This window comes from Kribbella sp. NPDC048915 (assembly GCF_040649595.1).
Taxonomy (GTDB): domain Bacteria; phylum Actinomycetota; class Actinomycetes; order Propionibacteriales; family Kribbellaceae; genus Kribbella.
In genome coordinates this window covers 1-14486 of sequence record NZ_JBEZFT010000088.1, presented here as the reverse complement: position 1 = coordinate 14486, position 14486 = coordinate 1, and the positions used below count along the sequence as shown (strand labels likewise).

Here is a 14486-nt window from a genome sequence, read left to right as displayed (position 1 = left end):
CGGCCCCTTACCGCGCCATCACGGTAGGCTCCAGACGTGGCTGAAGTAGCGGTGATCGGCGGTCCGGACCAGGTTCTGACCGAGGACGAGGTGACGGCATTCATCGGCGAAGCGCTGGCCGGCGCGGGCCTGGACGGCCGCTCCGTCTGCGTGATCGTCCCCGATGCGACCCGTAGCTGTCCGCTGCCGCTGCTGCTCAAGGCCGTCACCGACGCGCTCAAGAACTCGCAGGTCACCATCCTGGTTGCCCTCGGCACCCATGCGGAGATGAGCAGGGACGAACTGCGTAGCCATCTCGGCGGTGACTACCCGAACGTGCTCAACCACGAATGGTGGAAACCCGAGACGTTCGCCGACCTCGGCACGATCAGTTCGGACCGGGTCGGCGAGATCTCCGACGAGATGCTTCGCGACGCCGTCCCGGTGAAGCTGAACCGGGCGGTGGTCGAACACGACGTCGCGCTGGTCGTCGGGCCGGTGTTCCCGCACGAGGTGGTCGGCTTCTCCGGCGGCAACAAGTACTTCTTCCCCGGGGTCGCCGGTCAGGAGGTCATCGATCTCTCGCACTGGCTCGGCGCGCTGATCACCAGCGCGTCGATCATCGGTACGCCGGGCGTCACGCCGGTCCGGGCGCTGATCGACGAGGCCGCGTCCCTCATCCCGGCCGAGAAGCTCGCGCTGTCCGTGGTGGCCCAGTCCGGAACCGACGCGCTGCACGCGGTGGCCTTCGGTGACACGATCTCGTCGTGGCGCGCGGCCGCCGGGATCTCCGCGCAGACGCACGTCCGGTACCTCGACCACCCGGTGCGGCGGGTCGTCTCGGTGATGCCGCCGAAGTACGCCGACATCTGGACCGCGGCCAAGGGCTTCTACAAGCTCGAGCCGGTGGTTGCCGACGGCGGCGAGGTGATCCTGTACGCGCCGCACGTCACCCAACTGGCCGCGATGCACCCCGAGATCGAGCAGATCGGGTACCACTGCCGCGACTACTTCCTCGGTCAGTGGGACAAGTTCCGCGACCTGCACTGGGGCGTTCTCGCGCACTCCACGCACCTGCGCGGCGCCGGCACCTGGGACCCGGTCAGCGGCGAGCACCTGCGCGTCCAGGTCACGCTCGCCACCGGCATCCCCGAGGACGTCGTCCGCGGCGCGAACCTCGGGTACCTCGATCCCGCGACCGTCGACCTGGCGGCGTACGAGGCCGACCCGGACACGTTCGTGGTCCCGAACGCGGGCGAGACGCTCTACCGGCTGAAGGCGTAGCGAACGGGGTGACCCGCCACCACTAGGTGATGTCCCCGACTCCTGTGGGAGGAGGCCGGGCGGGTCGGCGTACGACCTTGGGATGAGCGCAAGACCGGTCGGCAGACCGATGTCTCAAGGGCCCTGCTGAAGGACCCTTGAGACATGGAAATTCTTCAGATCGCCGGAGCGGCAGCCATCGTGATCGGCATCGTGATCACCGCGCTGATCGCCATCGTGCCTTCGGTCGTGGACCGGTAAGTCCTCCCGCGGAACTGCCGCGGGAGGTCAGTCGACGGACAGATGGACCAGCAGGTCCTGCCGGGTCAGTACGCCCACCGGCTTGCCGTCGTCCAGCACCATCAGGGCGTCCCGGCTCTCGAGCAGCTCGACCGCCTTGGCGACCGGTTCACCGGCGCCGAGCGACGGCAGCGCCGGGTCCATGTGCTGCTCGACGATGTCGTTCAACCGCGCCTTGCCGGAGTAGAGGGCGTCCATCAGCGTCCGCTCCGACACCGCGCCGGCCACCTCGGCCGCCATCACCGGCGGCTCCGCGCGGACGACCGGCATCTGCGAAACGCCGTACTCACGGAGGATAGCGACCGCCTCGGCGATCGTCTCGTGCGGGTGGGTGTGCACCAGCGGCGGCAGGCTACCGTCCTTGCCGGCCAGCACGTCGCCGAGGGTGGTGCCCTGCTTGGCGTGCGCGAGGAAGCCGTACTGCGCGAGCCAGTCGTCGTTGAACACCTTGGTCAGGTAGCCGCGGCCGCCGTCCGGCAGCAGGACCACGATGACCGCGTCGGGGTCGTCGAGCTCGTGCGCGAGCCGGATCGCGGCGGCGGCCGCCATCCCGGCCGAACCGCCGACCAGCATGGCCTCCTCGCGGGCCAGCCGCCGGGTCAGCGCGAACGAGTCCGCGTCGGAGACCTCGATCACGCGGTCGGCGATGTCCCGGTCGTACGTCTCCGGCCAGAAGTCCTCGCCGACGCCCTCGACCAGGTACGGCCGGCCGGTGCCGCCGGAGTACACCGAACCCTCCGGGTCGGCGCCGATGATCTGGACGCGACCGCCGGACACCTCCTTCAAGTACTTCCCGGTGCCGGAGATCGTGCCGCCGGTGCCGACACCCGCGACGAAGTGCGTGATCCGGCCCTCGGTCTGCTCCCAGATCTCCGGGCCGGTGGTCTCGTAGTGCGAACGCGGGTTGTTCACGTTCGCGTACTGGTTCGGCTTCCAGGCGCCCTCGATCTCCCGGACCAGGCGGTCGGACACGTTGTAGTACGAGTCCGGGTGCTCGGGGGCGACCGCGGTCGGGCAGACCACCACCTCCGCGCCGTACGCCTTCAGCACGTTGCGCTTGTCCTCGCTGACCTTGTCCGGGCAGACGAAGACGCACCGATAGCCCTTCTGCTGCGCGACCATCGCGAGCCCGACACCGGTGTTGCCGGAGGTCGGCTCGACGATCGTGCCGCCGGGCTTCAGCTCACCCGAGGCCTCCGCGGCCTCGATCATCCGGACCGCGATCCGGTCCTTCACCGAGCCGCCGGGGTTGAAGTACTCGACCTTCGCGAGCACCAGCGGTTTGGCCCCGTCGACGGTCTTGGACAGCCTCACCAGCGGGGTGTTGCCGACGAGGTCCAGGAGAGATTCTGCGTAGCGCACGTCTTTACTGTAGTGATCCGCGCGTCATTCCCCTATTTTCACTTGCGTCGCCATAACTGCGTGTAATCCTTGTACTCATGAGTAGAGCCAGGGCAGCCAAGAAGCTGGCCCAGGCCGCGGCCTTCGGGGGCGGGGGACTCGGACTCATCGGTGCGATGTTCTACGGCGTACTGACCGCTGAGGCCGAGTACGCGAAGCGAGTGATCGGACCGACGCGTTACTACCCGACTCCGGGCAACGGTCTGTACGGCCGGTATCCAGGACTTCCGATCACGTTCGCCATGCTCGGCGACTCCAGTGCCGCCGGGTACGGCACCGACTCGCCGGACGAGACTCCCGGGGTGCTGCTCGCCTCCGGGCTGGCCGAGCTGGCCGAGCGGCCGGTGCGCCTGGTCGACGTGTCGAAGACCGGTGCGAAGTCGACCGACCTCGCCGCGCAGGTGGACAGTGCGCTGCAGGCCGGTCCGCACGTCGCGGTGATCCTGATCGGGGTGAACGACGTCAAGGCAAAGATGCCGCCGTCGACGTCTGTGCGCCTGCTGTCCGCCGCTGTCCGCCGGTTGCGCGCCGCGAACTGTGAGGTGGTGGTGGGGACCTGCCCCGACCTCGGTGTGGTCCGGCCGATCGTGCCGCCGCTGCGGTGGGTCGCCCGGTCCTGGAGCCACCGACTGGCCGCCGCGCAGACCATCGCAGTCGTCGAAGCCGGCGGCCGCTCCGTGTCTTTGGGCTCCTTGCTCGGCGAGGTGTTCCGGACCAACCCGTCGATGTGGGGCCGCGACAACTTCCACCCGTCGGCTCAGGGGTACGCCGCCGCGTCGGCCGCGCTGCTGCCGTCGGTGGCGGCCGCGATGGGGGTCGGGCCGGAGTCGTTCGTGCACCCCGAGCCGTTCCGCGGCGAGGCGATCCTGCCGATCGCGGAGGCGGCAGCCCAGGCCGCGCGCCAGGCCGGCACCGAGGTCGCGGCGACCGAGGTCGGCGGCCGGGAACGCGGACCGCGCGGACGCTGGGCGGCGCTGCGGCATCGGCGCCGGCATCCGCAGGCCGAGGTCGACCGGGTCGAGGAGCACGAGCCGGACGGCGTGCCCGCGGGAGCGCCCGTCCGCTGAGCGGGGACAAACGTGTCAGGAGTCTTGCCTCCGGGCGTCCGCGTGGTGCACAGTCGATAACTACGCGGTACCCGATGACGGGAGGCGAAGATGGGCTTGAACCACTCCGAGGAGACGCATCAGCGTTTGGTGGAGGCCGTGCCCAGATGCACCGGACGCGCAATGACCGAGTGGTTCCAGCTGATGAACGACGGACCGTCGTTCCTGCGCTTCGACGACAGGGTGAGGTGGCTGGCCGGCGAGTACGAACTCGCGCATGGGCACGCGACCGCCATCGTTCACGAGTATGACCTGGTTCGAGCGCACCGGCGAATGGGCTGACCCGCACCGAAGGAGTCGAACGGAAAGACCTGCCCTTTCAGGTGGAGGGGCAGGTCTTTCACGTTTCTCACGCATTGATGACGACTTCGTTGCCTTCCGGATCCGCTACCAGGTAAGGGCTTTCGGCCAGTAGCCTACCGCCCGCTGCCAGCGCCGACTCGACGGTCTTCGTGGGCTCCGGGACCGTCAGACCGAACCGGATCCGGTTGCGTTGCTCCCGCGGCTCCTGCATTTGCTGGAAAAACAACACCGGGTTCAGCCGGCGCGGATCGTAAAGGTCCGAAACACCCGCACGCGGATCTTGTTCGTAACCCAGTAACGCCGCCCAGAACGCCAGGACCTCTGGTACGTCGATGGCGTCGATGCCGAACTGTACGAACCGCAACCGCGTCGGATCCGCCTGCAATCCGAGCTCGTGTGCCGCGGCCTCGAGTTGTTGTGCCAGCGGCAGGAACTTCGGGTTTTCCTCCCACTGGTCTTTACCACTGTCGAAGACGACCCCTTCCGGCCGGACGTCGATCATCAACGGAACGCCCGCGGCATCGGCCAGCTCGGCCGCAACGGTCACGAGCGGCGCCGGATTCGAGGTCGGGTAGAACGTCATCGCACCGAAGAGGGCGAGCCAGTCGCTGGTCCCGTCGAGCGGATCACCGGGAACCAGATCGACTTCGTTGCCTTCGTCATCGGGCAGCATCACGCCGTACGGTCCGGTCGGTGTCCGTCCGGTCGCCGCTCGTGCGCGGTCGACGGCGTTCGCCGGACGGACCACGTCGACATGGATCCGGTTGCGCAGCGGTCGCTCGCCGGCCAGACGCCGTACGGAAAACGCTGGATTCCGCCGCAGCGGGTCGACCAGTTGGTCGGTGCCGTCGTACCCGAGCACGGTCCGCCAGAAGCTCCGGACACCCGCGGGATCTGCCGCCTCGATCTCGCACCACAACACGTGATCCCCCGCCGCGTCCTCCGCGCCGGACCGCCCGACCCGCACACCGGTGGCCCGAATCTCACTGTCCGTCAGCGCACCGGTCAGTTCCTCCACCAACGCAGCACCGGCAGCATGCGAGGGAGCGTCGTACCAGGTCATGGGACCCACGGTAGAGCTCGAACCGGACAGTCTGCGTCCGGAAATGCCGGAAGGGCCGGCCCGTTGTGGGCCGGCCCTTCCGAACGCGTTGCGCGAAGGTCAGTCGCCGCCGCGCAGGATCGCGAGGATCCGCAGGATGTTCCAGTACAGCCAGACCAGCGTCACGGTCAGCGCGAACGCGGCCCGCCAGGCCTCGTTCTGCGGGGCGCCGTGGCGGACGCCCTGCTCGACCAGGTCGAAGTCCAGGATCAGGTTGAACACCGCGAGGCCGGCGCCGAGCGCGGCGAACAGCAGCCCCATCGGGCCGAAGCCGGAGATCCCGGTGTGCACGCCGAACAGGCTCAGCACCAGGTTGATCAGCAGCACGCCGGCGAAGCCCATCGTGCCGATGACGACCATCTTGGTGAACTTCGGCGTCACCTTGATCGCGAAGTACTTGTACGTCGCGAGCGTCAGGCCGGCCGTCACCATCGTGGCCAGGATCGCCTGCACGATGATGCCGGGGTCACCGACCCAGTTGGCGATGAACTTGCTGCCGATGCCGAGGAAGACACCCTCAGCCACGGCGTACAGCATCACCAGCGCGGGACTCACCTTGCGGGAGAACGACACCACCATGGCCAGCGCGAAGCCGACCAGCGCACCGGCCAGGAACGCGGGCGTGACCAGCGTCGCCGGTACCAGGAACCACGCCGCGGCGGCGGACGCCACAACCACCGCGAGGGTGATCGCCGTCTTCACGATGACGTCGTCCAGTGTCATGGGGCGGCTCGAGGCCGGAGCCATCTGGTCCTGCGGGCGCGGCGGCATACCCGATCCGCCGTAGCCGTAAGGGCCGGGCTGACCGTACGGAGCGGCCCCCGGATAGGCCTGGCCCTGGCCAGGCGCGAACGCACTCGACCGGTTCAGCACCGGGTTACTGCTCTGCATCATTTCCTCCTGATGACCCACATCCGGGGCCGTAACCAGATACTACGGGGCCACCCTTAACAACATCTGAGAATCACCCCGATGTTCCCCAACCGAAATCACGCCCGAAAAGCCGGCCGGCGGAAATATATCGGCCATGGATGTATTCCTGGGCTAAATCCCATGCCGATCACGGCCGGTCACCCTAGGTTGAGACGCATGGACGCGTCGAAGGCAGCAGAGCAGAATCGGTTGTGGAACGTGGACGTCGCGGCGCGGTACGACACTCCGGGGATGGGGATGTTCGCGCCGGAGGTGGTCGAGCCGACCGTGCGGCGGCTGGCGGAGCTCGCGGACGGTGGGCATGCGCTCGAGTTCGCGATCGGTACCGGGCGGGTCGCCGTACCGCTGTCCGAGTGCGGCGTGGATGTGAGCGGCATCGAGCTGTCGACCGCGATGATCGACCAACTGCGCACGAAGGTCGACGAAGACAAGATCCCGGTCGTGAACGGCGACATGGCGACGACGCGGGCACCGGGTGAGTTCGCGCTCGTCTACCTGGTGTTCAACACGATCGCGAACCTGCTCACCCAGGAGGAGCAGGTCGAGTGCTTCCGCAACGCCGCGCGGCACCTCTCCCCCGGCGGCCGCTTCGTGATCGAACTCTGGGTGCCCGAGCTGCGCCGCCTCCCACCGGGTTTGCCCGCAACGGTCGGCATCGCCGATCCGGGTTACATCCTGCTGGACACGTACGACGTTCTGCAGCAGCACGTGGTCTCGCACCACTTCCACTTCGGGGAAGGTACCGACGCCGAACTGCACCGGACGCCGCACCGCTACATCTGGCCGGCCGAGCTCGATCTGATGGCGCAGCTCGCGGGGTTCACCCTCGAGGCGCGGCACGCCGATTGGGCCGGTACGCCGTTCACTGCCGAGTCCACCTCCCACGTCTCGGTGTATCGGCTGCCATAGCGCTTGCGTGTCGGGGCTGGTGGGTACCGCGTTCGGGGCTCACCATGAGGACATGACAGGTCCCTCGGGTGGGGGAACGTTCGGTGGGTGAGATCACTCCTGCGAGGGTTTGTGAAATCTTTCACGAGCCCTTAGCGTTGAAGTGAACATGAAGTCGGAGAACCACTCAGGGAGAGTGAACCGCATGACAGCCCAGGTGCCGCACATCCTCGTCGTCGGAGGCGGTTACGTCGGGATGTACACCGCGTACGGCCTGCGTCGCGCCGCCCGGAAGGGCAAGATCCGGGTGACGGTGGTCGACCCGCGGTCGGTGATGACGTACCAGCCGTTCCTGCCCGAGGCCGCGGCCGGCTCGGTGGAGCCGCGGCACGTGGTGGTGCCGCTGCGCAAGACCCTCAAGGGCTGCCGGGTGGTGACCGGTCGGGTGACAGCGATCGACCACGCGCACAAGGTGGCGCGGGTGATGCCGGAGGAGGGCCCGGAGTACGAGCTCGCCTACGACCAGGTGGTGGTCGCGCTCGGCTCGATCGCCCGGACGCTGCCGATCCCCGGCCTGGCCGAGGAGGCCACCGGTTTCAAGAACGTCGAAGAGGCCATCGCCCTGCGGAACAAGGTCCTCGACCGGCTCGACGTCGCGTCCTCGCAGCCCGACCCGGCGCTGCGCAAGTCCGCGCTGACCTTCGTCTTCGTCGGCGGCGGGTACGCCGGTGTCGAGGCGTTCGCCGAACTCGAGGACATGGCCCGCTACGCCACCCGGTACTACGACAACATCCAGCCTGAGGACATGCATTGGGTGCTGGTCGAGGCGACCGGGCGGATCCTGCCGGAGGTCGGCGAGGAACTCGGCAAGTACACCGTGGACCAGCTCCGCAAGCGGAACATGGACATCCGGCTGGAGACCCGGCTGGAGTCCTGCGAGAAGGGGCATGTCGTCCTCAGCGACGGTGACGAGTTCGACGCCGACACGATCGTCTGGACGGCCGGCGTGAAGGCGAACCCGGCGCTCGCGAACACCGACTTCCCGCTGGACGAGAAGGGCCGGATCAAGGCCCTGCCGAACCTGCGGATCGAGGGTGTCGAGGACGCCTGGACCGCCGGTGACAACGCCGCGGTCCCCGACCTGACCAGCGACACCGGGGCGTTCACCGCGCCGAACGCGCAGCACGCGGTCCGTCAGGCCCGCCAGCTCGCCGCGAACATCCTCCGGGTCGTGGACGGGCAGCCGCCGCAGGACTACAAGCACAAGTACGTCGGCTCGGTCGCCAGCCTCGGCCTGCACAAGGGCGTCGCGCAGCTGTACGGCGTGAAGGTGAAGGGCTGGCTGGCCTGGTTCCTGCACCGCACGTACCACGTCTCGCGGGTACCGACCTTCAACCGCAAGGCCCGCGTCATCCTGGACTGGACCCTGGCGCTGTTCTTCCGCCGCGAGGTCACCAGCCTGGGCAGCCTGCAGACGCCGAACGAGGAGTTCCGGCGCGCGACGCAGTCGTAGGTTCGCAACCCACCTGATCGACCGGGCCTCCAACTCGCCGGAGGCCCGGTCTTCTCATCCGGTCTGCTATTCGTGCAGCAGGCCGGCGTCGTGGACCAGCAGCGCGATCTGGACCCGGTTGTTCAGGTCGAGCTTGGTCAGGATCCGGGAGACATGCGTCTTCACGGTCGGCACGCTGAGGTACAGCGTCTGGCTGATCTCCGCGTTCGACTTGCCCTCGCCGACCGCGACGGCGATCTCGCGTTCGCGGTCGTTCAGCTCCTGCAGCCGGGCGATCGCCTTGGCCTTGCGGTCGTCCTCGCCGCTGTCGGCGACGTGGGTGATCAGCCGCCGGGTGACGGCCGGTGAGAGCACGGGCTGACCGGCCGCGACCCGCCGTACCGACTCGACGATCTCGGCGGGCGGGGTGTCCTTCAGCACGAACCCGGCGGCGCCGGCGCGGAGCGCGCGGAGGACGTGTTCTTCGGCGTCGAAGGTGGTCAGGATGATGACCTCGGGCGCGTTCGGGCGCCGCCGTACCGTCTCGGTCGCGGTCAGGCCGTCGATGCCGGGCATCCGGATGTCCATCAGGATCACGTCCGGGGCGAGGCGGTCGATCAGCCCCGGTACGCCGGTACCGTCGCCGGCCTCGCCGACCACGCGGAGGTCCTCGGCACCGCCCAGCATCAGCTTCAGCCCGGCCCGGAGCAGGGGGTCGTCGTCGACGATCAGTACCCGAATGGTCATGCCGGCCACGGTAACCAAGCGAAGAGCCGGAAGTCTCCGTCCGCCGTGCGGCCGTGTTCGATCCGTCCGTCGACCAGGGCGGCGCGTTCGCGCAACCCCTTCAATCCTTGACCGTCGCCGCGGGCGCGGCTCGGTGCGCGGTTGCGCAGCTCGACCGACAATCCGTTGCCCGGGGCACCGGTCACGGTGATCGTCACCGGTTCGCCCGGTGCGTGTTTGACCGCGTTCGTGAGACCTTCCTGGACGATGCGGTACGCCGTACGCCCGACGTGCTCCGGCAACGCGCCGGGGGCGTCGAGGTTCAGCTCGACCGGGATGCCCGCCGCGCGTGAGCCCGCCACGAGCGCGGGCAGGTCCGCGAACGCGGGTTGGGGCAGTTCGCCGACCGGAGCCCGCAGTACGCCGATCACCTCGCGGAGATCCTGCAACGCCTGGTGGGCGCTCGCGCGGATGACCTCGGCCGCGGCGGACACCTCCTCGGTCGACGCATCCGGCCGGTACGCGAGCGCGCCGGCGTGCACGCTGAGCAGCGAGAGCCGATGCCCGAGTACGTCGTGCATCTCGCGGGCGATCTCCTCACGGGCCTGGAGCTGCGCCTGCTCGGCCCGCAGCCTCGCCACCGTCTCGGCACGGTCCGCACGATCCCGCAGCGTCTGCAGGAGTTGGCGACGGGACCGGATGTAGAACCCCCAGCCGGCCGAGGCCAGGTACAGGGCGAGTCCGAGAGTGAGCTGCAGAGCCCACTCGGACTCCGGCTTGTGCCGCACCTGCAGATAGCTGGCGCTGGCGACGATGTTGAGGGCGAGGATCCAGATCGACGTCCGCCACGGTTTGTGCACGGCGACCGTCATGATCAGCACGAGCAGCGGTCCGGCCGCGGCCTCGGAGTACACCGAGGCGGCGGTCGCGAGCAGGGTCAGCTGCACCGGCCAGCGGCGGCGGAACCACAGCGCCAGGCACAGCACGATCCCGGACCAGAAGTCGAGCGCGAGCAGCGCCGACGGCACCGGGTCGTTCTTGCCCTCGGCGTAGATCAGCAGCGCCAGCAGGACCGCGAGCACGAACGACACGCTGTCCACCACCCAGTTCCGGGTCGTACGGCGCTCGCTCATGGGACGAATGTAGCGGTGGGTAAGCGATGTCCGGGGGTTGTGCGGGTGTCCGGATACCGAAGTCGATGCGATTCGGTACTTAGGTCGGCGGTAGGTTGCCGGGCATGAGTCAGCTCGCCGTCACCGTCATCGGCCCGGACCGCCCGGGCATCATCGCCGACGTCACCGAGGCCCTGGCCGGTACCGGGGTCAACCTCGAAGACTCGACAATGACGCTGCTGCGCGGGCATTTCGCGATGGTGATCGTCTGCACCGGCCCGTACGACGCGGTCAAGGAAGCGCTCGAGCCGCTGCGCGGTGAGCTGGTCATCACGGTCCGCAAGGTCGGCCCCGAGCACGAGCACGCGCCGATCGGGCCGCCGTACATGCTGAGCGTGCACGGCGCGGACCGGCCAGGCATCGTCGCGGTCGTGACGCGGATGATCGCGTCGGTCGGCGGGACCGTCACCGACCTGACGACGCGGCTGAGCGGCGGCCTGTACGTCTTGACCGCCGAGGTCGAACTGCCGCCGACGGCCGAACTCGACACGCTCACGCGCGCACTCGAGGTCGCCGCCGACGAACTCGGCGTGGGCGTGACCCTGCGCCCGGCCGAGAGCGATCAGCTGTGATCACCGACTGGTCCCCCGACGCGCTGTCCGCCCCCGGCAACGTGCTCGAGGTCGTCCGCGCACCCCATCCGGTGCTGGCGATGGAAGGCGCCGTCGTGGACCCGCTCGATCCGGCCATGATCCAGCTCGCGGCGGACCTGGTGGCGACGATGCGGGTTTCGCCAGGCTGTGTCGGGCTGGCCGCGCCGCAGGTCGGCGTGGCCGCGCAGATGTTTTCGCTGGACGTGTCCGCGCACCCGAAGACCCGCACCTGTCACGGCGTCTTCGTGTTGTGCAACGCGATCGTCGTCGAGGCCTCGCGGAACGAAAAGGGGCGCGAGGGGTGTATGTCGGTTCCGGACTTCACCGGGGACGTGAAGCGCGCGACCCGGCTGACCGTCTCGGGCGTCCTGCCGGGGACGACAGAGTCGGTCACGATCACCACCGACGCCTTCGAGGCCCGCGCCCTGCAGCACGAGATCGACCACTGCAGCGGCAAGCTCTTCCTCGACCGCGTCGCCGGCGCCCACGCCGTGTACCCCCGGAAGGTCTACCAGTAACGAGTACTCTCGTCCCCGGAGCCTCCCGCCCGGGTGGCGGAACGGCAGACGCAGCGAGCTTAAACCTCGCGGCCCTCACAGGCATACGGGTTCGAATCCCGTCCCGGGCACCTTTGATCCGAGTGCAGTCCCGACCGCCGTGCGACCATGGCGCGTGCAGTGGGAGCGTTCGTCCGGCAACCGATGTCGTGGCTCGGGGGCGGGCATTATCGGTGGGTGTGAACAGGGTTTGGTGGGTGTGGAGTGGTTATTTCCTGTTCAAGGTCACCGGCGCGCGGGCGCGGCCCCGGTTTGTGGGTTTGTGGGGCAGTGGGTCAGGGGTGAGGCGGTCGGTTGGGGGTGGGGGCAGTTCGCGGCCGGCAGCGCCGTCTTCGCTCTCGGCGCGCCGGTGCCGGCTGTGCTCGGGTCAGGTCCGCGTGCTCGGTGGAGGTCGTGACGCCGGGCTGTGATGCCAGGAGGAGGGGTCCGAGATCGGGTCGGTCTGCGGTCGGCGGGGCCGTTCCGGGACCTCGGCTCAACTGCGCTGGCTGTGCTCCGGGCGGGTCCACATGCTTTGTGAAGGTGGTGACGCCGGGCGGCGGTGCCAGTCAGCGGCGGCCGAGCTCGGCTAGAGCCTTCGAACTCGGGTTCGGTCTGCAGCAGGCATGGCTCTTCCTTATCGGATCCGGCTGTGCCTGGGCCGGGTCCGGGTGCTCGGTGGAGGTCGTGATGCCGGGCTGTGGTGCCAGGAGGCGGGGTACGAGGTCGGGTTCGGTCCGCGGCCGGCGGGGCCGTTCCGGGACCTCGGCTCGCGGCGCTGACTGTGCTCCGGGCGGGTTCGCGTGCTTGGTGGAGGTCGTGACGGCGGGCGGTGGTGCCGGGCGGTGGTGCCGGGCGGCGGCGGTCGAGCTCGGGTTCGGTCGGCAGGGCAGATCCGTTCCGCGCGCTCGGGTCGCCGGCGCGCCGACCATTCGCTCCCCCGACCGACCGCTCGTCGGTGTGCCGACCATTCGCTGCCGCGCCGGCCGCTCGTCGGTGTGCCGACCATTCGCTGCCGCGCCGGCCGTTGGTTGCTGGTCGTGCGGGATGAGCCAGGGGTTCCTGCACCACGTCCGTGACCCGACGGATGGCCTTCTGGACGAGGACATGCCTGATCGCCCGGCGACGACCTTGGTTGATTTGGTCGGTCGTCCGGGCGATGCGGCGGGCACTGGCGTTAGCCGGTTCGGTTGCGTGGGAGTTGGTGTGTGCCGGTGTGGTCGACAACGAACCGGAACCCGTGCGGGCTGACCCAGGCGACGGCCCCGCTGGGCAGGCGCCGGTTGTGCCAGCCACCGAAGGTCTTGGCCCGGTGATGCAGTCGGCCTTGCGGTATCAGGTTGTCCACACTCGTCTGGCCGGGCTGGGTCCCTTGCCCTCCCCGGTCATCCCGGTCATCCCGGTCACCCCGGTCACCCCGGTCACCCCGGTCACCCCGGTCACCCCGGTCACCCCGGTCACCCCGGTCACCCCGGTCACCCCGGTCGGCCTGGTCGGCCCGGTCGGCCTGGTCATTCTGGTCGGCCTGGTTGCCTGGTGGTTCTGGATCGGCGCCGCGGTCGCGGGCGCGGGTGTGGTCGTAGGCGACGATGTGGTCCTGGTCCATCCGCACAGTGGCCTCGGCGCCGCTGAACGGGAACATGTCCACCGGGTGCCGCAGCCGGACCCGTTCCCGGATCCGGTCGGGGATTTCGTAGCTGTGCACACTGACTTGGTCGTGCAGGTCGATGACCGGTTTGACCACGAAATGGTCGTGACCGAGCAGTTCGGTCAACTGGGTGGCCAGTTGGGGTCCGAGTTCCTCGACCCGCAGCACCCCGGTGCCGGTGGCCAGGGTCAGGTCGGTCAGGTGCACATACAGCGTGTGCCGGGCTCGCCCGCGGCCTGTGGAGCCGGCGCCGAGGCCGGTGCGGTGCGCGTCGTGTTTGATCGCGGCCAGCCGGGCCGTCAGCGTCGCGGCCAGGCCGCGGCGGGTGAACGTGTCCTCGTCCACGGGTGCACCCGCATCAACGGCCCCGCCCGCGCCGACGGGGCCGACGGGGCCGACTTCCGCGTCCGCGTTCGCGTCCTGGTCGGCGTCCCAATCGATGCCCCAGTCGGTGTCACAGTCGGTGTCACGGGCGGTGTCACGGTCGGTGTCACGGGCGGTGTCGCGGTCACCGGCGTGGCTGGGCTTTTGGGGTGGTGCGGGCTGGGTTGTGGCGAAGGTGTCGTCGAGTGGGGGCTGCCCGGGTGCGTCGGTGGGCGTGGGTTCCCAGCCGTGGGAGTCCATCAGGTACGCCTCTTCGAGGCGGGCGTGTTCCTCATCGAACGGCTCGGCGACGAAGCCCGTGCCCGCCACGCCGCCCGTGCTCGACGTACCGGCGGTACTGGACGCACCGCCCGTGCTCGACGCACTGCCCGTGCTCGACGCACTGCCCGTGCTCGACGCACCGCCGGTACTCGACGCACCGCCGCCCGTACTCGACGCACCGCCCGTGCCCGCCACGCCGCCCGTACTCGAGGCGCCGCCCGTCCTGGACGCGCTGGACGCGCTGGGTGCACCGAACGCGCTGGACGCGCTCGGCGACGTGGCTGCCGCTCCCGAGTCAGCGCCCGTGCCGGTCCCCGTGCCGGTCCCCGTGTCGGTCCCCGGGGCGGCTCCGGTGTCGGCTCCGGTGTCGGCTCCGGTGTCGGCTCCGGTGTCGGCTCC

General features: G+C 69.3%; 14 protein-coding genes, 1 tRNA gene and 1 pseudogene. 10 read left to right on the top strand and 6 right to left on the bottom strand.

The window, feature by feature from the left end:
- The first annotated feature begins 36 nt into the window (after window positions 1–36).
- The gene (locus tag AB0B82_RS30245; protein WP_360176101.1) at window positions 37–1263 is read left to right on the top strand and encodes a lactate racemase domain-containing protein; all 1227 of its coding nucleotides are present in this window, start codon (window positions 37–39) and stop codon (window positions 1261–1263) included.
- Between the two features lie 267 nt (window positions 1264–1530).
- On the opposite strand, the gene AB0B82_RS30240 is transcribed toward AB0B82_RS30245, so the two are convergent.
- On the bottom strand, window positions 1531–2904 hold the full coding sequence (locus tag AB0B82_RS30240) for a cystathionine beta-synthase (RefSeq protein ID WP_360176098.1): 1374 nt from the start codon (window positions 2902–2904) through the stop codon (window positions 1531–1533).
- A gap of 77 nt (window positions 2905–2981) precedes the next feature.
- Between AB0B82_RS30240 and AB0B82_RS30235 the strand changes: the two genes are divergently transcribed.
- Window positions 2982–4010, top strand: coding sequence for an SGNH/GDSL hydrolase family protein (locus AB0B82_RS30235; protein WP_360176095.1), 1029 nt, complete (start codon window positions 2982–2984; stop codon window positions 4008–4010).
- 90 nt (window positions 4011–4100) lie between these two features.
- Entirely contained in the window at window positions 4101–4331 is a 231-nt protein-coding gene (locus tag AB0B82_RS30230) for a DUF4287 domain-containing protein (RefSeq protein WP_360176092.1), read from the top strand.
- 67 nt (window positions 4332–4398) lie between these two features.
- Here the strand turns inward: AB0B82_RS30230 and AB0B82_RS30225 are convergent, their stop codons facing one another.
- The gene (locus AB0B82_RS30225) at window positions 4399–5415 is read right to left on the bottom strand and encodes a VOC family protein (protein ID WP_360176089.1); all 1017 of its coding nucleotides are present in this window, start codon (window positions 5413–5415) and stop codon (window positions 4399–4401) included.
- 99 nt (window positions 5416–5514) lie between these two features.
- Window positions 5515–6345: a Bax inhibitor-1/YccA family protein gene (locus AB0B82_RS30220; protein WP_360176086.1), complete on the bottom strand. Its 831-nt coding sequence runs from the start codon at window positions 6343–6345 to the stop codon at window positions 5515–5517.
- A gap of 198 nt (window positions 6346–6543) precedes the next feature.
- Between AB0B82_RS30220 and AB0B82_RS30215 the strand changes: the two genes are divergently transcribed.
- Together AB0B82_RS30215 and AB0B82_RS30210 are read left to right on the top strand one after the other, a co-directional pair.
- Window positions 6544–7296 carry a class I SAM-dependent methyltransferase gene (locus tag AB0B82_RS30215; protein WP_360176083.1) on the top strand — a complete coding sequence of 251 codons (753 nt, stop codon included), beginning with the start codon at window positions 6544–6546 and terminating at the stop codon, window positions 7294–7296.
- Window positions 7297–7480: 184 nt separating this feature from the next.
- Window positions 7481–8788 (top strand): NAD(P)/FAD-dependent oxidoreductase, encoded by a 1308-nt coding sequence (locus tag AB0B82_RS30210; RefSeq protein WP_360176080.1) that lies wholly within the window; start codon window positions 7481–7483, stop codon window positions 8786–8788.
- Window positions 8789–8854: 66 nt separating this feature from the next.
- On the opposite strand, the gene AB0B82_RS30205 is transcribed toward AB0B82_RS30210, so the two are convergent.
- The gene (locus AB0B82_RS30205) at window positions 8855–9514 is read right to left on the bottom strand and encodes a response regulator transcription factor (RefSeq protein WP_360176077.1); all 660 of its coding nucleotides are present in this window, start codon (window positions 9512–9514) and stop codon (window positions 8855–8857) included.
- Window positions 9511–10626 (bottom strand): histidine kinase, encoded by a 1116-nt coding sequence (locus AB0B82_RS30200; protein WP_360176074.1) that lies wholly within the window; start codon window positions 10624–10626, stop codon window positions 9511–9513. The genes AB0B82_RS30205 and AB0B82_RS30200 overlap by 4 nt, the downstream gene beginning before the upstream one ends.
- A 104-nt stretch (window positions 10627–10730) precedes the next feature.
- Here AB0B82_RS30200 and AB0B82_RS30195 point away from each other — a divergent pair, with 104 nt between their 5' ends.
- The 4 genes from AB0B82_RS30195 (at window position 10731) to AB0B82_RS30180 (ending at window position 12576) form a co-directional block, all read left to right on the top strand.
- Complete coding sequence (locus AB0B82_RS30195) at window positions 10731–11237, top strand: ACT domain-containing protein (RefSeq protein WP_360176071.1); 507 nt, start codon at window positions 10731–10733, stop codon at window positions 11235–11237.
- Complete coding sequence (locus AB0B82_RS30190) at window positions 11234–11776, top strand: peptide deformylase (protein ID WP_360176068.1); 543 nt, start codon at window positions 11234–11236, stop codon at window positions 11774–11776. The genes AB0B82_RS30195 and AB0B82_RS30190 overlap by 4 nt, the downstream gene beginning before the upstream one ends.
- A 27-nt stretch (window positions 11777–11803) precedes the next feature.
- Window positions 11804–11886 (top strand) — tRNA-Leu (locus tag AB0B82_RS30185).
- Window positions 11887–12420: 534 nt separating this feature from the next.
- Window positions 12421–12576, top strand: coding sequence for a hypothetical protein (locus AB0B82_RS30180; protein WP_360176065.1), 156 nt, complete (start codon window positions 12421–12423; stop codon window positions 12574–12576).
- A gap of 395 nt (window positions 12577–12971) precedes the next feature.
- On the opposite strand, the gene AB0B82_RS30175 is transcribed toward AB0B82_RS30180, so the two are convergent.
- Complete coding sequence (locus AB0B82_RS30175; protein ID WP_360176062.1) at window positions 12972–14135, bottom strand: hypothetical protein; 1164 nt, start codon at window positions 14133–14135, stop codon at window positions 12972–12974.
- Here AB0B82_RS30175 and AB0B82_RS30170 point away from each other — a divergent pair.
- Window positions 14125–14486 (top strand): annotated as a pseudogene (locus tag AB0B82_RS30170) (hypothetical protein); the annotation flags it as partial. The gene AB0B82_RS30175 and the pseudogene AB0B82_RS30170 overlap by 11 nt on opposite strands.